Genomic DNA, 18,456 nt, shown 5'->3' with positions numbered 1-18,456 from the left:
CGGTGACAGTCAGAAGATACGTGTGATAGTGGTGAAACTTGATTATAAGGAATGACATGGCCGAAACGACATCACCATTACTCGAACTGCAGCGGCAGCGGTTGTTGCTCGAAATGGAATACAATGCCGACAAGGAGACTTTTCGCCGCCAGACGGACGAGATGGGACTTCGGCGCATAGTAAAGAGGGGCGATGCGTGGTTCCCGTTGCGTGTCGCACGCAGTTATTACAACTCTCTCAACCAACTTGCCGTAGAGGTCTTCCGGCTAGCCGACATCGACATAGAGCATAATTTCGAGTGCGGACGTCCCGTTGTTTTCTTCACGGTTGAAGACAACGGGAATGCCGCCGGAAAAGAAAAAAGCTGTGGCGGAAGCGCGAAGAATACCCGGATAAAGCATGGTGTGACCGGTACGGTGAGCTATGTGGACGGCGACCGCATGGTGGTGACCGTTCCCGATGGAACGAATATCCTCGACTTGCAAGGAACCGGGAATGCCGGCTTGCAGTTGTCGTTCGACGAGACGAGCTACCGCACGATGTTCGCCGCTCTCGACCGGGTCATGCGCGGCAAAGGACGGCTCGGCTATCTGCGCGACCTCTTTTATTCAAGACAGAAAGCCGAGACGCTCACATTCTCCCCGTTGCGCTTCCCTTATCTCAACGCCACGCAGGAACAGGCCGTCAACAACGTGCTCCGTGCGAAAGACGTGGCCGTGGTTCACGGTCCTCCGGGCACGGGAAAGACCACCACTCTCGTGGAGGCCATATACGAGACGCTGCGGCGTGAGAGCCAGGTGCTCGTCTGTGCGCAGAGCAATATGGCCGTAGACTGGATATCGGAGAAACTCGTCGACCGTGGTGTTAATGTCTTGCGGATAGGCAACCCGACCAAGGTCAACGACAAGATGCTGTCTTTCACATACGAGCGGCGTTTTGAGGCTCATCCCGATTACCCGCAGCTTTGGAGCATACGCAAGGCCATCCGCGACTTGCGTGCCAACCGCCGGCGTGGCGATGAGCGGTGGCACGGCAAGATGGAAAGCCTCAAAAGCCGTGCCACGGAGATAGAGATACGCATCAACGCCGAACTGTTCGCCGAGGCACGGGTTGTGGCTTCCACGCTTGTGGGCAGCGCCAACCGCCTGCTCGACGGCGCCAAGTTCTCCACTCTCTTCATAGACGAGGCCGCCCAGGCGCTCGAGGCGGCATGCTGGATACCCATCCGTCGTGCCGGCCGTGTGATATTTGCCGGCGACCACTGCCAGCTTCCGCCCACGGTGAAGAGCATAGCCGCCCTGAAAGCGGGTTTGGGCAAGACCCTCATGGAGCGCATCGTTGAGCGGAAGCCCGATGTGGTGACTCTTCTGCGCATGCAGTATCGCATGAATGAGGATATAATGCGTTTTTCGAGCGACTGGTTTTACGGCGGTGGGGTAGAGGCGGCGCCCGATGTCAGGTATCGCGGCATACTCGACCTGGATGTACCCATGGAGTGGGTAGACACGTCGGAGTATGGCGACCTGGCGGAAGACGTGTCGTTCAAGGAACAGTTTGTCGGCGAGAACTTTGGCCGTATCAACAAGGCCGAGGCCGAACTGACATTGAAAACGCTCGAAGATTATTTCATAAGGATAGGCCGGCAGCGCATTATCGACGAGCGGATAGACGTGGGTGTCATCTCGCCGTATCGTGCCCAGGTGCAGTATCTGCGTCGGCGGATAGCCAAAAGCGAGTTTTTCAAGCCTTATCGACGTTCGGTTTCCGTCAATACTGTTGATGGTTTCCAGGGGCAGGAGCGCGATGTGATACTGATTTCGCTTGTTCGCTCCAACGACGAGGGGCAGATCGGTTTCCTGCGCGACCTCCGTCGCATGAACGTAGCCATCACCCGTGCCCGGATGAAACTCATAGTCCTCGGCAGCGTGCCTACCATGACCCGCCACCCGTTCTACCGCAAGCTGTGGGAATACGTCAAGGCGTTATAGATACTGGTTTTGCCCAATATAATATTCATTCGTACCCGAATTATTGATATCATTGTATCAGTTTTATTCTTCGATTCCCAAAAATATCATAATAAGTTTGTAATTCATTCCGGAACTATGCAAAGAAATAGGGAATTTAGGATTAAAAACTTATGCGTTTTGCGGAATATGGCAGTCGGATAAACATAAATCATGGGGCTGTTTAAAGCAGATATTCTTTTATCCTAAATGCGGAGATAAAGTTTGCGGGCAGGCGAAAGCATTATTGTTTCCGCCTGCCCGCACGGGTAGTTCAGTCTGTTAAGCGAGCTAAGTGTTTTTATTCTTCGATATTGCTCTTGAATTCTTCTATTGTCTCGGTTATCTCTTTGATGTACCGTAACTCTTTGGATAGCATCCAGAAAGCGAGACCAAGGCCTATTGCACTGCCGATTAAGGCTCCGGCCAGAAATTGCGAAAAACATGTCAAGGATATCCATATCAGCCATATGATAATGACGGGTATCTCTATCATCATCTGCAATTTCTCGTTGCGCTTGAACCTTATCAGCCACTCGCCCGCCTCTATCAGGTTGCCCGCGGCCAGTGTTTTCATGCCTCTTGTATTGATGAAGTTATATACTGCCTCGCAAATCATTAACAGGAATATGAGGATGCTCGCTCCTATGGGCATTCCTATCTTGTTGAAGAGAGGGTAGAGCATCGGTATCAGCACCACGCTAGCCACGCTGATATACCTGTTCATGTTTCTTATCCACATGATTTTCGAGTGCGTGGCCTCGCGCAACATCTTGTCGCTTACGATTGTCTGCTTGTCCAGTTTCTCTTTGAATATGGTGAGCTGCTTTTTGAGTTGCTCCATTTCGTTGTTGTTGATGATATTATTTTCCATTGTCGCACGTTTTAAGTTATTGTTGTTTTTTAAATATCGTTTTATTATTATTGCCGTCCCGTTTATTTCCTCTCGGCTTCGTCGCTCATTTTCCTGAGCTGTTCCTTTATTCGGTACAGTTTGACCGATACGTTCTTCGCGCTTATTCCCATCACGGCTCCGATGTCGTCGTAGCTCATGTTCTCGAGCCACAGCATGATGACGGCGCGGTCGAACGGTCCGAGTCTCGCTATCCGTTTCCTTAGCATTTCCATTTGCAGCGAGTTGTTGTCCGTATCTTCAAACGGGTTCATGTCTATCCGCAACGGTACACGTCGGACGGTTTTCCGTTTCTTCCTGTCCAGCGATACGCATACGTTGAGGCTCACTCTGTATATCCATGTCTTTATGTCGCTGCGTCCTTGGAACGTGTCGAAGTTTATCCACAGGTTCATGAGTACCTCTTGAAAGAGGTCGTTCACCTCGTCCTGGTCTTTGGAAAACATGTAGCAGACGGTGTAAATCGTGCTCTTGTGCGTGTGTACCATCCGCTCAAATTCCTTCTCGTTCTTTTTCATCATGTTGATTTTATTGAAATCGTTCTGCACGTTAGTCGCAAGAACGTTGGAAAAACTACAGCGAAAGTAATCTTTTTTTGTTCATCCGCATATTTTTTATCCGGTTATATCGCTAAGTGTATCGTAATGAGGCTTGTTTTGACGTACTTTTTATATTAAATTTGTGCATGTTGAAATCAATTTAAATGCTGAAGCGATGATAAATATTTACAAAACCGATAATGTCCTCTGCTTGCCTGTAGTCATGAATTGCATATTTATGCGGTTTTTGCCGACTGTGATATTTGACAGTTCGCCACCGGTGTCATGCCTGTTTACATATTAATGCACGTTTGGTGTATCTCTGCCGTCTGTATGTGGCAGTGGCATCAGGCTTCCGACATATGGTGTCGGAAGCCTTTTTTTGTTTTCGGATGATTGTTTTTTATGCTTCATTCGGCAGCCGATTGCCTTGCAACGGGATACTGAACGGAAGCCAACGGGATACTAAACGGAAGCTGACGGGATACTGAATGGAAACCAACGGGTATCCCGTTGCGAGATGGCGGCCGGTGTCTGTAGGTAAAAGGGATTTTGTGTCAAAAAACAAAGGATTTCTTATCCGTTTTCATTCTTCTATTGTATAAATATTCGTTTATACTCCGGATTTGAGTATATGGTTTACAATGGTTTTTGTGTGACTTATATTTTACAATGCGTAAAAACGGCTTAATCAAATCCGTCTGTTAGGGATTAATTGAGATTGGTATTTGCAATTCGAGCAAATAGCCATGTCTTGGTGGAAAGCATTGTGTGATATGTTGAGGCTATGACACGGCAAGGTGTCAATGTAAATGTGTGACTGCCGGTGAAAGCCGGAAAAGTGAAGGGGCATATTCGTCGCTGTGTCCAACAGCATGGAATATGCCTCCACCGGTTTGTGAGCCGTTATGTGGCTCGAAAAGGGGAAAAATTATGATATAAATGTGCCGTGGCAGGCTGTGTCCATCCGCCTACGGCACACTTATGCGTTTGTCAGAAGTTGTAGCCGAGGCTTATCATCCAGTTTCTGTCTTTCACGTTATCGTAGTCGTCATTGGTTTTTATGACGTTGGACAGGCCGAGCTGATAGGCAAATCCCAGGTAGTAGTGGTTGCTGAACGTCAGACCGGCGCCAAACTGCAGACCGCAGTTGAATCGGTTGGCACCGTAATTGTCGTCTCCGTCGCCAAAGAAATCTACTTCATATGAATCATCATCATTCCATTCAGCCTTTATCTTGCCACCGATACCGTAGCCGAAGTAAGGGCCGGCGTTAATCTGCAGTTGCAGGGCATCGCTGAAGTCGTAGCGGTAGGAAGCCAATATCGGGATTTCGAGATACATGGGCTTTGATGTCTCGGTATATTCGTCTTCCTTGTATTTATGGCCTTTATTCTGGAAGAAAAGTCCGGTCTGCACGTACAGGCTTTGCATCAGGGGAATGTCGGCCGTAACTCCGATGTGAAACGCTGTGCGGTTTCCCGGAGAGATGGAAACCCCGTTCTCATCAGATGCCGATGCGTTCGCAATATTCATACCTGCGCGTATTCCGAATTCAATACCGCCCTCGGCCTTTTCCGTAGAGAAGAAAGAGGAAGAAGAACTGCTTGCGCGCTGTGCCGAAGCAGTCAGTGAAAGTACCGCACATGCGATAACCAATAAAGTCTTTTTCATTTCAAAAAGAGTTTAATTAATAATTATGTGAGCTAAAAAAATAATTACATGTTGAAGTCCATTCGCCACACGTTGTAGATCCTGTCGGCCGATCCGCGCTGTGATAGGAAGAATATGCTCCGTCCGTCGCGCGACCATATAGGCGACAGGTCGTTGCCGGGGTGGTATGTGAGCTGGGTCAGCTGCGTGCCGTCCGTGCGGATAACGAAGATATCGGTATTGTCGATGCCCTCTTTCTCCGACTTGCTGCTGCCGGTGACGAGCAGCCATTTGCCGTCGGGCGACAGTTGAGGGGTGGTGAAGCTCTTGCCCGGCTGTGTGAGTATGACCTCTTCCACGCCCGTCTCGAAGTTTATGCGCCATATCTCGCTCTCGTTCTTGTCGGTGAAGCGTGCGCAGTAGATGGTGTGCTTGTTGCCCGGAATGAGACATGCCGTCATACCGCGTGAGTAGTTGGAGAAAAGGTTTGTCTTGCGGTCATAGCTCCAAAGGCTGTAACTCGAGCGTCCCTCGCCGCGATGAAAGAATATTGTGTTGCCGTCGGGACTCAGCACTCCGCCGTAGTCGTTGTCCGTTCCGTTCGATATCTGGCGCACCACCGTGCCCTGGTTGGCGTCTACGAGGTATACGCCGTGGTGTCCGCCCCTCGCTTCGGTGAAGCAGAGAGTGCTGCCGTCGGGGCTCCATGTAAATCCCTCCACGTTGGTGCGGAACGTGCGCTGCACGCTGGGACCGCCCTTCGAGGCACTCTTTATCATTACGTTTGTTGTCTTGTTTTTCTCGTTGATATATCCTATGCGCTTGCCGTCGGGCGAGAGGGCTATCTGTGGTATCACCCACCAGTCGAGCACGCTGGTCTTCTTTGAACCGAAAATGCTTGAAGCCTTGGCCACGAGGCCGCCCTCGTAGTCGGACACGTTGTCGGCATCCTCGGTGATTTTCTCAAATTTCACTCCGCCCTCCTCAGGCACGAACACCACCGAATAGTCGAATTTGACTTTCTTTGCTCCGGCAGCCGATGCTATCAGTGCCAGTGCCATGACTGTGAAAATAGTCCTTTTCATTGCTTGTCCTTATCGTTTTTGTTAATAATAAAGTGCATATGATTATTGCTGCCGCGCATGCGGAATGGCATGAGCGGTAATACGGCGGGCAGACTGACGCTCTGAAGTGGCAATGTGCCACGCCATACCGGAGGAAACGACAGACTTGGCAGGCTACCGGCATAAGCCGGAATCGCCACGTCTGTGTCCATAAGAACAAACCTTTCATAATTGGCCGTTATTTAGGGGTTCTTCTTTGCAATAAAAACATGGTGAAACAAAAGAGCGGGCGTCTTCTTCACATTCATTTATCGCCCCAAGGGAACGGCCAAGCACCCCGCGTAAGATAAAAAACTAAAAGGAGAATACGCCCGCATACAGGCGTATCTAATCCCTTTATTCTCTTACGCTTCTCAATTAATTATTGGCCGTTATTTTGAGACGAGAACGAAGTTCATAAACACGTATTTCACTCAAATGTTCACTGTCCTCTCCGTGGAAAGGACAGTGCAAAGATAGTGTTTTTTTTCGTAGCGGACAACATTATGTGTAAAAAAACGAACGTAATATGCCGAATTGCATTATTTGGAGGTTTGCCATGTGATTGTAACTGTTTTTTTGTAAATTTGCGCATTCAGACAATACTATTAACCATAAATTAAAAAAACAGGTATGATGATGAAGAGAACGTATTATGTAATTAGGTATGTGGCCGGGCGTGTACGGCTGACGGCATGCCTTGCGGCCCTGTCTGCCGCTTCGGTGCTTGTAGCCCGAGAGAGCGGCAGCCGGCTCACACTCCATTACGACCGGCCGGCCGAACACTTCGAGGAAGCCCTTGTGATAGGCAATGGCACGCTGGGAGCCGTGGTGTATGGCGGCACGCACACCGACCGCGTTTCGCTCAACGACATTACCTTGTGGACGGGAATGCCCGACACGGAGGTGACAACGCCGGGAGCGCACAAAGCCCTTCCCGAGATACGCGCGCTGCTCGACAAGGGTGACTATCGCGCCGCCGACCGCGCCAACAGGAAAATACAGGGGCACTACTCCGAGACATATCAGCCTCTCGGTCAACTCACGATAGAACATATTGATAATATGGCGAGGAAAACAACCGGTTACCGGCGTTGTTTAGACATAGACAGAGCCGTGGCGTCGACAAGCTACCGGACGGCCGGCGGAGAGTTTTCCACTGACTATTTCGCCTCGGCTCCCGACTCGGTGATAGTGATAAGGATGAGAGCCGGCGGAGAGAAGATCAACGCCGTGCTGCGGTTCAAGTCGCAACTGCCGTGTTCCGTGACATCGGCCGGTGGAGAGATTGTTGCCGAGGGATATGCGGCACACAAGTCGTATCCGAGCTATTACAAGGGTGTGGCCGACGACGAGCGGATAATATATGACCCGTCGCGCGGAATACGTTTCCGGACCGTCATCCGTGCCGTGGACAAGAGCGGCACGGGGCGCATAGTTTCTTATCCTTCCGGTGACTTGAAGATAGAGGGATGCGGCGATGTGCTGGTATTCGTGACCAATGTGACGAGCTTCAACGGATTTGACAAAAATCCCGTTACCGAGGGCCGCGACTACCGTGCGCTTGCCAAGAGGCGTATAGGCCGTGCGGTGAAAAAGACATACGACGAGCTTTATCATACTCATCTATATGACTATCAGCGCCTTTTCGGGCGGGTGAGCCTCGACCTCGGAAAGACAGACCCTGTCATCGCAGCCATGCCCACTGACCGGCAGTTGCGGTTGTACACAGAGGAAAACCAGATCAATCCGGAGCTGGAAGCGCTCTATTTCCAGTATGGGCGCTATCTGCTCATATCGTGCTCGCGCACCGAGGGGGTGCCCGCAAACCTGCAAGGGCTGTGGAACGAGAAGATAACGCCGCCTTGGAGCTGCAACTACACGGCCAACATCAACCTTGAAGAGAACTACTGGGCGGCCGAGACGGCCAACCTGAGCGAGATGCACCGCCCGCTGCTCACCTTTATCGGTAATCTGGGCAAGACGGGAGAGACTACGGCCCGAGAGTATTACGGTGTAGGCCGCGGATGGTGTCTCGGGCATAACACGGATATATGGGCCATGACCTGCCCGGTGGGCCTTCATGCCGGCGACCCGTCGTGGGCCTGTTGGAACATGGGCGGGGCGTGGGTCAGCACGCATATATGGGAGCACTATCTCTTCACTCAGGACAAGGCGTTTCTCCGGGCCAACTATCCGCTGCTCAAGGGAGCGGCCGAATTTTGCGTTGGTTGGCTCACAGAGAAAGACGGCCGGCTGCTGACATCGCCCGGCACGTCGCCCGAGAACAAGTTCATAACCCCCGAGGGATATTCCGCCGCCACTTCGTATGGTAATACTTCCGACCTTGCCATGATACGTGAGTGCCTGATCGACGCACGGGATGCGGCACGTGAGCTTGGCATTGACCGGGACTTCATACGTACTGCCGACAGGACGCTTGCCCGTCTGCAACCATATAAGGTAGGTAAGGACGGAAACTTGCAGGAGTGGTATCATGACCTGAAAGACAGTGACCCGCAGCACCGCCACCAGTCGCACCTGTTCGGGCTTTATCCCGGCCACCATCTGTCTGTCGGTGCCACTCCCGACCTTGCCAGGGCATGTGCCCGCACGCTTGAAATAAAAGGCGACAAGACCACGGGATGGAGCACGGGATGGCGTGTGAACCTCTATGCCCGCCTGCTCGACGCCGACGGAGCCTATCACATATACCGCAAGCTGTTGAGCTATGTCAGCCCCGACGGATATAAAGGAGCGGACGCCCGTCGCGGCGGTGGCACATATCCCAATCTGCTCGATGCCCACTCCCCGTTCCAGATAGACGGCAACTTCGGCGGCTGCGCCGGAGTGATAGAGATGCTCATGCAGTCGACCCCGGCTGAGATAACGCTTCTTCCCGCACTGCCGGGGCAGTGGAGCGAGGGAAGTGTGAGCGGGATATGCGCCCGCGGAGGTTTCGTCGTGGATATGAGCTGGAGCGGCGGCCGCGTCACCGGACTTAGGATCGCTTCTCGCCGGGGCGGCAGCACTACAGTGAAATACAACGGCCGCTCAAAGCGCCTGAACCTGCGTGGCGGAGAGACGGTAACCTTGCTTTAACATTTTATTTACATAAAAGCCCAAAGATGGTTAAGATGTGTTTTGTAATGCTTGGCCTGTGGGAAATAATTGCTACTTTTGTGCCGTAATAAAACAGTAATAACAATAAATAAGGATAAGATTATGAAAGGAATAGTAAGAAGAATTGTCATGATGATTATGGGTGTTTTCATGTTGGGTGCCACGGCTACGGCGGGCAACGGCAAGGCAATAACACTGACAGACCTGCCTTGTATGGCACAGAAGACCATAAAGGTTTATTTCGGCAAGAAGAAAGTGGCGATGGTGAAGATGGAGACAGGCTTCTTCGAGAAGACGAGCTATGACGTGGTGTTCACCAACGGCGATAAGATAGAGTTTGACGGAAACGGAAACTGGAAAGATGTGTCTGTAAAGACAGGTGCGGTGCCGGCCGCTCTCGTCCCGCAGGCAGTCAGGACATATCTGAAAGCCAACTATCCGAGAACCAAGGTCGTGGAGATAGACAAGGGTCGCGGCAAGTGCGAGGTGAAGCTGTCTTCCGGACTTGAAATAACATTCGACAACAACTATAATGTGATAGATATAGATGACTGACGGCGCATGGCCGGTATGTTAAAAAAAACATAAGTAATCGGCCGATGTTTGTATGTAATGTGTAAAAAGATTATCTTTGCTGTCCCGTTTGAATTCAGACGGGACAGTTTTTTGGGGAATAAAAGAAAACACGTAATATATAAAGACAATGAAAATGAAGAAAGTATTGACCGCAGTGTGCGCCGTAGCGGCGTTGGCATCGTGCGGAACGAGCGGCAAGGTGGGTTCTGTTTACAGACTCGGAGGTGAGTGGAACATAGTAAAAGTGAACGGACATGAAATTAAAGAGGCAGATGTGGAGAAAGCACCGTTCATCGGTTTCAACGTCGCTGAAAGCAGGATATACGGCAGCACGAGTTGCAATAATCTCATGGGAGGAATGACAGCCGACGGCAAGACAGGCAAGATAAGCTTCGGCCACATGGGCAGCACACGGATGATGTGCGCCAAGATGGATGTGGAGCAGAAGGTGCTCGATGCGCTCAACAGTGTGGAGAAATTCAAGCTCGTGGGCGATAATAAGCTGGAACTGGCAGACAAGTCCGGCAAGACGGTGATGGAATTGAAGAAAAAGTAATGCTCACGATCCCCCTAAAGGGGCGTGATACCGCCACGGGTATGGCGGTTCTGTATTCCCGGCGGGCGGTAAAGCCCGGTTTGGAATGAAAACAGGAAAACAGGGACACGGAGAATGCGGGATATATATCGGTTGTGCTGATGATAATCCGTATCTCCGTGTCCCTGTTTTCCTATGTGGACGTTTTGCAGTATTCTCATAAAAATAATCTCATGACCTTGGTTTTCTCGCCGTTTATGCGTATTTTTGCGCAGCGATAGAAATCCAAGCAAAAAGACATGAGCAAGAATATCCCCAACGAGTGGAATGATTTTTTGTTGAAAGACGTGTCGTTCGTCAATCTGATGACGCACCGAATATTCAACGTCCTCATCGTAGCTAACCCATACGACGCATTCATGCTTGAAGACGACGGGCGGGTAGACGAGAAAATCTTTGATGAGTATATGGATCTCGGACTGCGGTATCCGCCGACATTCACGCAGGTGAGCACGACGGAAGAGGCTCGCGAGGTGATGAAGACATCGGATATCGACCTTGTGATCTGTATGCCCGGAAACGCCGACAACGACGCTTTCGATGTGGCGCGTGACGTGAAGGCCTGTTCGCCGAACATTCCGTGCGTTGTGCTCACGCCTTTCTCCCATGGCATCACGCGGCGTATGAAAAACGAGGATCTGTCTATCTTCGACTATGTGTTCTGCTGGTTGGGAAACACCAATCTCATACTCTCTATAATAAAACTCATCGAAGACCAGATGAACATAGAGCATGACATAGGCGAGGCCGGCGTGCAGGTGATATTGCTTGTGGAAGACAGTATCAGGTTTTATTCGTCGATACTGCCGAATCTGTATAATTATATTCTCCAGCAAAGCAAGCGCTTCTCCACGGAAGCGCTCAACCCTCATGCGGCAGCGCAGCGGAAGAGAGGCCGTCCGAAGGTGGTTCTTGCCCGTAACTATGAGGAGGCGATGGCGATATACGACAAATATTCGGGAAATATGCTCGGAGTGATAAGCGACACGCGCTTCGCCAAGGACGGTGCGGATAACAGGGACGCAGGTCTGGAACTGCTGCGTGAGATAAGACGGCGCGACGAGTATATCCCGTTGATACTGCAGAGTTCGGAAACAGTGAATGCGGCTAGGGCGAAAGCAGAGGGCTTCCGCTTTGTTGACAAGAACTCGAAGAAGATGAATATAGACCTGCGCAACCTCATGGAAGAGCACATGGGCTTCGGGGATTTTATCTTCCGCGACCCGGTCACGCATGCCGAGGTGATGAGGATAAGCACATTGAAGGAATTGCAGGACTGCATATTCACCATCCCTAACGATTCGATGCTTTATCATGTGAGCCGCAACCACATGAGCAGATGGCTCAGCGCACGTGCCATTTTCCCGGTATCGGCATTCCTGAAACACGTCACATGGCACAAGTTGCAGGACGTGGATGCCCACCGTCAGATAATATTCGATGCCATAGTGCAGTACAGAAAGATGAAAAACATAGGTATCGTGGCTGTGTTTGACCGTGGAAAGTTTGATGCTTACGGGCATTTCGCTCGCATAGGAGACGGCTCTCTCGGAGGAAAGGGCCGCGGCCTGGCGTTTCTCGACAATATAATCAAGCGTCATCCGGAGTTCAACCGCTTCCCGGGAGCAAAAGTGTCCATACCTCGCACGGTGGTACTCTGCACCGATTTCTTCGATGAGTTCATGGACTCCAACAACCTGTATCAGATTGCCTTGAGCGACGCTGGCGACGAAGAGATACTCGCGCACTTCCTGAAAGCACAGTTGCCGGACTCTCTGATAGCCGATTTCTATACGTTCTTCGATGCCGTGAAGTCACCGATAGCCGTGCGCTCGTCGTCTCTTCTCGAAGACTCACACTATCAGCCGTTTGCCGGAATATACTCGACATACATGATACCGTATCTTGAAGATAAGTATGAGATGGTGAAAATGCTTGCAGCTGCCATCAAGGGTGTGTATGCGTCGGTGTTCTACAAGGACTCGAAGGCGTATATGACGGCCACGAGCAATGTGATAGACCAGGAGAAGATGGCGGTGATATTGCAGGAAGTGGTGGGTCACAGGTATGGCGACAGGTATTATCCGAATTTCAGCGGTGTGCTGCGCTCGCTCAATTATTACCCTATTGGCGACGAAAAGTCGGAAGAGGGCATTGTAAATCTCGCTCTCGGATTGGGTAAGTATATCGTGGACGGCGGTCAAACGCTTCGCGTCAGCCCGCATCATCCGCATCAGGTGTTGCAAACCAGCGAGATGGAGACGGCCCTGCGTGACACACAGACACGTTTCTACGCTCTCGACATGAAGAATGTGGGCACGGATCTAAAGGCCGACGACGGGTTTAATATACTTAATCTGAGGGTTAAAGAGGCCGACAAGGACGGTTCGTTGAACTATATAGCGTCTACTTTCGATCCATACGATCAAATCATCCGTGACGGTATATATGAGGGCGGACGCAAGGTAATATCGTTCTGTGGGGTGCTGCAACAAGGCGTTTTTCCACTGCCGGAACTGTTGCAGACGGCTCAGAAGTGCGGGGCGGACGAGATGAAGCGTCCTGTTGAGATAGAGTTCGCGTGCAATTTGAATGCCGATAAGACAGGAGAACTTTATCTGTTGCAGATACGTCCGATAGTGGATAGCAAGCAAGTGCTTGACACCGACCTGCAAGCGATTGCCGACGAGAGCTGTCTGCTGCGCTCTCACAACTCGCTCGGTCATGGAATAAGCGAGGATGTGACGGATGTTGTGTATGTGAAGACAGATGAGAACTTCACTGCCACCAACAATCCGGACATAGCGAGGGATGTGGAAGCTATTAACCGCAGGTTCCTTGACGAGGGAAAGAACTATATTCTGATTGGTCCCGGGCGTTGGGGGTCGAGCGATTATTGGCTCGGTATTCCCGTGAAGTGGCCGCATATAAGTGCCGCCAGGGTGATTGTAGAGGCCGGATTGAAGAACTATCGCGTGGATCCGAGCCAGGGAACGCATTTCTTCCAGAACCTGACATCGTTCGGGGTGGGGTATTTTACGGTCAACCCATATAACGGTGACGGTATATGCCGCACCGACCTGCTCGACAGCATGCCGGCTGTGACTGAGACCGAATATATCCGTCACGTCAGGTTTGACCGCCCGTTGAAGATAATGATGGACGGAAAGAAGCAGGAGGGAGTGGTTGTGATGAGCGAGTGAGACTGTAGATCGGCAGTCCGGATGGTGTGTTCCAAAATCTAATAGGCCGTCATGATAGTCGGGTTGAGATGTAAATAGACAGATGTCTTGTTTTTTTATCCGTTTTGATGGAGCGGCCTTGGTTGGCAAGTTAAAATATAATCAATAATAAAAAGAAAGAAAAGGATAATGTTTAAATCGGTGTTTCCGTCGGCGATACTTGCCGGATTGTGTATTTCAATAGGTTGTGTGGTTAATCTTCGTGTGGGCGGTGTGGCAGGAGCAGTGCTATTTGCTTTCGGTCTTACCACGGTAGTGTATTACGGTTTGAAACTGTATACGGGTACGGCGGGCTTTATCCGTCGTCATGGCGACTGGGCGATGCTCTTCACCGTGCTGCTCGGCAATATCTTGGGATGCGGCCTTTCGGCTCTTGCCATATTCTACTCGAAGCCCGATTGCATAGCGCCGGCCATGGCGGTAGTCGACAGCCGTATGGAAATAGGAGTGCTGGCATGCGGTATTCTGGCTGTCGGATGCGGATTTATAATGACTGCCGCCGTGCAGTTTGCCCGCCAGGGCAAGATGCTTCCGTTGTTGTTCGGCGTGCCGGTGTTCATTCTTTGCGGTTTCACGCACAGCATAGCCGACGCGTTCTATTTCCTGTTGGCCTCTTGCGCGTCGCTGCCTGCTGCCGATATAGCGGTTGTTTATGTCGCGGAAGTACTCGGAAACTTCATCGGCTGCAATCTTTATCGTTGGATGATAAAGGCTGATAAGAAAGCATAAAGCGTCTTGTTTTTTTGTTTGATAAAGAGCCATATGACGCGTCGTTAATATGTTGATGGCTTCTTGTAAGATATAAAATAAAGGCTATTAATACATCTGATAAGGCCTTGTCTCATGCTTGTTTACAGCCGGGACAAGGTCTTTTGTAATCAAGGCATTACCGCCTGTTTGTGTTATTTATGTCGTTTGTCGCTTGATGCTATTGCCCTCCGAGCCTGCTGAAATACTCAATTACCTCATCCCACGTCTTGAATGTGTCCGAGCCGAACTCTATCCGTGTGCCCATGAAGTCTTTCGAACCGTTGTCCTCAAGCCTGTCGATGAGATAATCACCGTATAGCAGGTCTTTCCGGTTGGTAAGTATCAGCCGGTTATAGGCCGCCACTCCGAGATTTTCAAACGTCCATTCCTGCATACGGCGTGCGTATTCGGTATTGTTGGTCGGAGCCGCGGCCACGATATGTATGTCGTAAAACTCGAGCAGAAGCCTGTATGCCTTTACTAAACTTGGCAGCGGCCTGCCGTTGTGTTCCATCGTTTCCTCGATGCAGATATATATAATATTGCGCTGGCGATGTTCCTGCCTGTCGTATATCCACCTGATTACCGGCAGTACGGAGTGCAGCAGTATGCTGTCGTTCATGCGGTGCCCGCCGTGGAAGCGCAGGGCGTTGCGGTATCGTGCGGCAAAAAGGTCATGGGTGTGTACCACCGGATCCTCGATACCGAACAATCCCCATACGTGTTGTTGCTCGTCCTCATCGATGCCGGTGAAGCATTGTTCCGTTATTTCCTGATATTCGGCCTGTATTTGCTTTGTCATCATGAACTCCTTGATGCCGTCTTGTCTCGGATTCAGGAACGTAACCTTGCCGAGCATGTTGTTTTTCAGTATGTCTTCGCCCATCTTGAATGCGGGGTTGACAAGTATGCGGTCGAAGCCCCGCAGCATCTCGGCATACATTCCGCCCATCGACGTGCCTATTATCAGGTCGGGTTTAATCTCGTCGCATGTCTTTTGCAGAAGTTCCATTGCCTCATGTGGATGTATCGGCAGGTCGGGAGCCGTCACTGTGGCTTCTGGCAGCAGCTCACGGATTTTCGATACCGTTCCCGATTGTCCCGAAGAGCCGAAGCCATGGACGTATAGTATGTTCTTTCCGGCCATCAGGTCGGGGTATGATAGCGTGTGATTGATTTCCATCTGACGTATTATCTTGTTCCGGTTGCAAAGATATAAATTTTAAGGCATATTACAATTACTCACCTTCAACTTGCTGATCACATGTTATGTGGCAATGGTATGTAATGTCAAAGTAAATCGCAGCGGTTTAGGTATTATCCAACCGTGCTTGACTGGTGTTTTAAGTATGGATGAAAATAAACCCCGGCATCGCATGATGGATGGTGTGCGATACCGGGGGTGATAGTTCTTGTCAGAAAGATTCTATGTTATTATCCGGATGAGTACGATGTGCTTGTCCGAAATGAAAATCTTTCTTTTGCGCATGCTTCTTACTTGTTCTCCTCGGGCAGCATGGTCACTGTCACGCAATTGTGTTGCTTCAACAGGTAGTTGCTCACAAAGTCCTGAATGTCCTTCGAGGTCACGCTCTTTATCGCTTCGAGCATGCCTTTATGGTCGTCCTTGCCCCAAAGAGCTGTCAACACAATCTGGTTCTGCCAGTAACTGTTCTCGCGCTGGCTGTCGTTGTAGTCCTTGACCTCAAACTCTTTAACCTTCGTCAGTTCTTCTTCGGTCACTCCTTTGGCTGCTATGTCGTCTATTCCGACTTTCATCAGATAGAGGGCGCTGTCCATCTTCTCGGGTTTCACCGGGCAATATACCTGCATCGTATAGCTGTCGTATAGTACACAGTCGATGGATGCGCGCGCGCCTACCGAGTATGCCATCGATCCTTCCTCGCGGATGCTCTTCAAGTAACGCTGTGACAGGATTTCACCGAGAGCGTTGACCACGGCCGCTGTCTTGTTGTCATATTTCACCTCGCCGGTCCAGATCACCCTGATGCTTGCCTTCGGGCTTTCCATCTGGCGCTTGAAGCGGTTCTCTACGTTGCCTTTCACGGGGCGTATGCCGCAGTCTGTGAGTTTCTCGCGCTTCTTGATACCGGGCAGAGTGGCGATATACTGCTCTGTAAACGCACGCAGGCTGTCTGTGTCGAATGCTCCTGTGAAGAAGAAGTCAAAGTCACCTGCCGACGCGAAACGCTCGCTGTAAATGCGGCGTACAGTCTCGTAGTTGGCTTTGTCGAGGTCGGGGATGACGCTGCCCACACGCTTGTTGTGGCCGTACAGAGTCTGCTGTATGGAGTCAGAGAAAGCCACATCGGGGTTCTTGACCACGTTTTGCAGTTGTGTGCGCAGTGTCTGTATCAGGTTGTTGTATCCGTCGTTGTCTACGCTCGGCTTCTGGAAACGCAGGTAAATGAGTTCGAAAAGCGTGCGAAGGTCTTTCGGTGTGCTGTTACCGTCGAGACGGTCTGTCGTCATTGTCAGGCTGGGAGAGAGGCTCACCTGCTTGCCGGCCATTTTCTTTTCAAGTTCCACAGAGTTGAAATTTCCGATACCTGTCGAACTCATCACAGCTGTCAGCAGTTCGGCGTTGGTGAGGTCTTCCTCTTTCACTTTGTTTGTTCCGCCGAGCGAGCGTGCCGCCATCATGACCTGTGAGTTGTTGAAGTCAGTCTTTTTAAAGAACACTCGTGCTCCGTTGGCCAGAGTCCAGCATGTATATCCGTGTTCTGCGGCCGCCTCCTTCTTTATCTTCACCGGTGTGGGAAGTTGCGGTACGAGCGGTTCGTCTTTTACATTGTCCACGTATGCTTCGAGTTTCGCCCCCTTGGCTGTCTTGATGGCCTGTTTGAAAGCGTCGGCTGTAGGAATGGTCACTCCCTCTTTGTCTGCGTACAGGGCCAGGCATACGAAGTTGGTGTCGGTGCTTGCCACCATCTCTTTGAATGCTGTTGAAATGGCTTCGGCCGGCAATTGCTGTGCGTATGCCTTGAAAGTCTGGAATTCTGTCTCGATGTCTGTGAAGTAATCGCCGTCGAGGAAGTGGCGTACATATTCGTTTACGAAACTGCCGTTCTTGCGCTTGTCGCGGTTCTCGTATATCTTCTCGAACGAGCTTATCTGCTCGTCGCGCGCCCTGAGCACCTCGGTGGCGGTAAATCCGAAGCGGTTGGCACGCTCAACCTCTTCCATCACAGCCTGTACGGCGGCTGCGTCCTGTCCCGGTTTCGGGATGATGTATACCATGAAGGCATCGCATGTGCGGCTCATTATATATTCACCGTATTGCGAGCCGGCCTGCAAGAACGGGCAGTCGGCTTTCTGAGACAGTTCTCCCAGACGTGCGTTGAGACATGTCGATACTACCGATGTCATGTAGCTCTGCAACATCAGGGCAAGCGTCCCGCGCATTTCCTGCGGCATTCTCTCCTGCTTGAAGAGCAGCTCGATGATGTTGTTCTGCTGTTCTTTGTCCTTGTCGATCACGTAGATAGGCTCGTTGTTGGCCGGTACGGGATACATTTCGTACTTGGCCGGGTTCTCGGGCATCTTTATGCCGCCGAACATCTCTTTGATCTTGCTTTCAACGTAGTCCACGTCAAGGTCGCCCACAACCACTATTCCCTGCAAGTCGGGGCGGTACCACTTCTCGTAGTATGCGCGCAAAACCTCGGGCTTGAAGTTGTCGATGATTTCCATCAGTCCGATAGGCATGCGGTGACCGTACTTGCTTCCCGGATACAGAGTGGGAAGGTTGCGTTCGAGTATACGCTGGCTTGCCGAGCTGCGCATGCGCCACTCCTCGTGTATCACGCCGCGCTCCTTGTCTATCTCGGCCGTTTCGAGCAGCAGTCCGTCGGCCCAGTCGTGCAGTATGAGCAGGCAGGAGTCGATGTTTCCCTTTGTCGTAGTGGGCACGTCGTTGATGTTATACACAGTCT

The 18,456-nt window shown here is 51.0% G+C and carries 14 protein-coding genes; 6 read left to right on the top strand and 8 right to left on the bottom strand.

Going from position 1 to position 18,456, the window contains the following annotated elements:
* Window positions 1-56: 56 nt before the first annotated feature.
* Window positions 57-1,988, top strand: coding sequence for an AAA domain-containing protein (locus MoGM_RS01325; RefSeq protein ID WP_104368426.1), 1,932 nt, complete (start codon window positions 57-59; stop codon window positions 1,986-1,988).
* Window positions 1,989-2,307: 319 nt separating this feature from the next.
* Here the strand turns inward: MoGM_RS01325 and MoGM_RS01320 are convergent, their stop codons facing one another.
* The 5 genes from MoGM_RS01320 to MoGM_RS01300 form a co-directional block, all read right to left on the bottom strand.
* Window positions 2,308-2,880 carry a hypothetical protein gene (locus tag MoGM_RS01320; RefSeq protein WP_104368423.1) on the bottom strand — a complete coding sequence of 191 codons (573 nt, stop codon included), beginning with the start codon at window positions 2,878-2,880 and terminating at the stop codon, window positions 2,308-2,310.
* Between the two features lie 62 nt (window positions 2,881-2,942).
* The gene (locus MoGM_RS01315; RefSeq protein ID WP_104368425.1) at window positions 2,943-3,437 is read right to left on the bottom strand and encodes an RNA polymerase sigma factor; all 495 of its coding nucleotides are present in this window, start codon (window positions 3,435-3,437) and stop codon (window positions 2,943-2,945) included.
* 1,014 nt (window positions 3,438-4,451) lie between these two features.
* A complete protein-coding gene (locus tag MoGM_RS01310; RefSeq protein ID WP_104368422.1) occupies window positions 4,452-5,132 on the bottom strand; it encodes a porin family protein in 681 nt (226 codons plus the stop codon).
* Between the two features lie 44 nt (window positions 5,133-5,176).
* Window positions 5,177-6,196, bottom strand: a complete 1,020-nt coding sequence (locus MoGM_RS01305; RefSeq protein ID WP_104368421.1) for a PD40 domain-containing protein — start codon at window positions 6,194-6,196, stop codon at window positions 5,177-5,179.
* Window positions 6,193-6,387, bottom strand: coding sequence for a hypothetical protein (locus MoGM_RS01300; protein ID WP_104368420.1), 195 nt, complete (start codon window positions 6,385-6,387; stop codon window positions 6,193-6,195). The genes MoGM_RS01305 and MoGM_RS01300 overlap by 4 nt, the downstream gene beginning before the upstream one ends.
* 460 nt (window positions 6,388-6,847) lie before the next feature.
* Between MoGM_RS01300 and MoGM_RS01295 the strand changes: the two genes are divergently transcribed.
* The 3 genes from MoGM_RS01295 (at window position 6,848) to MoGM_RS01285 (ending at window position 10,469) form a co-directional block, all read left to right on the top strand.
* A complete protein-coding gene (locus MoGM_RS01295) occupies window positions 6,848-9,316 on the top strand; it encodes a glycoside hydrolase N-terminal domain-containing protein (protein WP_233210100.1) in 2,469 nt (822 codons plus the stop codon).
* A 123-nt stretch (window positions 9,317-9,439) separates the two neighbouring features.
* On the top strand, window positions 9,440-9,892 hold the full coding sequence (locus MoGM_RS01290; RefSeq protein ID WP_146078610.1) for a PepSY-like domain-containing protein: 453 nt from the start codon (window positions 9,440-9,442) through the stop codon (window positions 9,890-9,892).
* Window positions 9,893-10,040: 148 nt separating this feature from the next.
* Window positions 10,041-10,469, top strand: a complete 429-nt coding sequence (locus MoGM_RS01285; protein ID WP_104368418.1) for an META domain-containing protein — start codon at window positions 10,041-10,043, stop codon at window positions 10,467-10,469.
* A 14-nt stretch (window positions 10,470-10,483) separates the two neighbouring features.
* Here the strand turns inward: MoGM_RS01285 and MoGM_RS12745 are convergent, their stop codons facing one another.
* Entirely contained in the window at window positions 10,484-10,669 is a 186-nt protein-coding gene (locus tag MoGM_RS12745) for a hypothetical protein (RefSeq protein WP_146078609.1), read from the bottom strand.
* 78 nt (window positions 10,670-10,747) lie between these two features.
* On the opposite strand from MoGM_RS12745, the gene MoGM_RS01280 reads away from it, so the two are divergent.
* Together MoGM_RS01280 and MoGM_RS01275 are read left to right on the top strand one after the other, a co-directional pair.
* Window positions 10,748-13,711 carry a PEP/pyruvate-binding domain-containing protein gene (locus tag MoGM_RS01280; RefSeq protein ID WP_104368417.1) on the top strand — a complete coding sequence of 988 codons (2,964 nt, stop codon included), beginning with the start codon at window positions 10,748-10,750 and terminating at the stop codon, window positions 13,709-13,711.
* A gap of 144 nt (window positions 13,712-13,855) precedes the next feature.
* Window positions 13,856-14,479, top strand: a complete 624-nt coding sequence (locus tag MoGM_RS01275; RefSeq protein ID WP_371410488.1) for a formate/nitrite transporter family protein — start codon at window positions 13,856-13,858, stop codon at window positions 14,477-14,479.
* A 199-nt stretch (window positions 14,480-14,678) separates the two neighbouring features.
* Here the strand turns inward: MoGM_RS01275 and MoGM_RS01270 are convergent, their stop codons facing one another.
* Together MoGM_RS01270 and MoGM_RS01265 are read right to left on the bottom strand one after the other, a co-directional pair.
* Complete coding sequence (locus tag MoGM_RS01270; RefSeq protein ID WP_104368415.1) at window positions 14,679-15,683, bottom strand: YqiA/YcfP family alpha/beta fold hydrolase; 1,005 nt, start codon at window positions 15,681-15,683, stop codon at window positions 14,679-14,681.
* 311 nt (window positions 15,684-15,994) lie between these two features.
* The coding region (locus MoGM_RS01265) for a pitrilysin family protein (protein ID WP_104368414.1) at window positions 15,995-18,456 on the bottom strand (2,462 nt) is incomplete at its 5' end.

The sequence above is a fragment of the Prevotella sp. MGM1 genome (genome assembly GCF_002933775.1).
Lineage (GTDB): Bacteria > Bacteroidota > Bacteroidia > Bacteroidales > Bacteroidaceae > Prevotella.
The sequence above is the reverse complement of the archived record's forward strand: the minus strand, read 5'-3'. Positions and strand labels throughout refer to the sequence as shown.

Excerpts from the sequence above, each read along its gene's own strand:
- MoGM_RS01315 (WP_104368425.1), bottom strand. The coding sequence starts at position 3,437 with ATGAAAAAGAACGAGAAGGAATTTGAGCGGATGGTACACACGCACAAG.
- MoGM_RS01280 (WP_104368417.1), top strand. The coding sequence starts at position 10,748 with ATGAGCAAGAATATCCCCAACGAGTGGAATGATTTTTTGTTGAAAGAC.
- MoGM_RS01325 (WP_104368426.1), top strand. The coding sequence starts at position 57 with ATGGCCGAAACGACATCACCATTACTCGAACTGCAGCGGCAGCGGTTG.
- MoGM_RS12745 (WP_146078609.1), bottom strand. The coding sequence starts at position 10,669 with ATGAGAATACTGCAAAACGTCCACATAGGAAAACAGGGACACGGAGAT.
- MoGM_RS01295 (WP_233210100.1), top strand. The coding sequence starts at position 6,848 with ATGATGATGAAGAGAACGTATTATGTAATTAGGTATGTGGCCGGGCGT.
- MoGM_RS01270 (WP_104368415.1), bottom strand. The coding sequence starts at position 15,683 with ATGGAAATCAATCACACGCTATCATACCCCGACCTGATGGCCGGAAAG.
- MoGM_RS01310 (WP_104368422.1), bottom strand. The coding sequence starts at position 5,132 with ATGAAAAAGACTTTATTGGTTATCGCATGTGCGGTACTTTCACTGACT.
- MoGM_RS01320 (WP_104368423.1), bottom strand. The coding sequence starts at position 2,880 with ATGGAAAATAATATCATCAACAACAACGAAATGGAGCAACTCAAAAAG.
- MoGM_RS01300 (WP_104368420.1), bottom strand. The coding sequence starts at position 6,387 with ATGGACACAGACGTGGCGATTCCGGCTTATGCCGGTAGCCTGCCAAGT.
- MoGM_RS01285 (WP_104368418.1), top strand. The coding sequence starts at position 10,041 with ATGAAAATGAAGAAAGTATTGACCGCAGTGTGCGCCGTAGCGGCGTTG.
- MoGM_RS01305 (WP_104368421.1), bottom strand. The coding sequence starts at position 6,196 with ATGAAAAGGACTATTTTCACAGTCATGGCACTGGCACTGATAGCATCG.
- MoGM_RS01290 (WP_146078610.1), top strand. The coding sequence starts at position 9,440 with ATGAAAGGAATAGTAAGAAGAATTGTCATGATGATTATGGGTGTTTTC.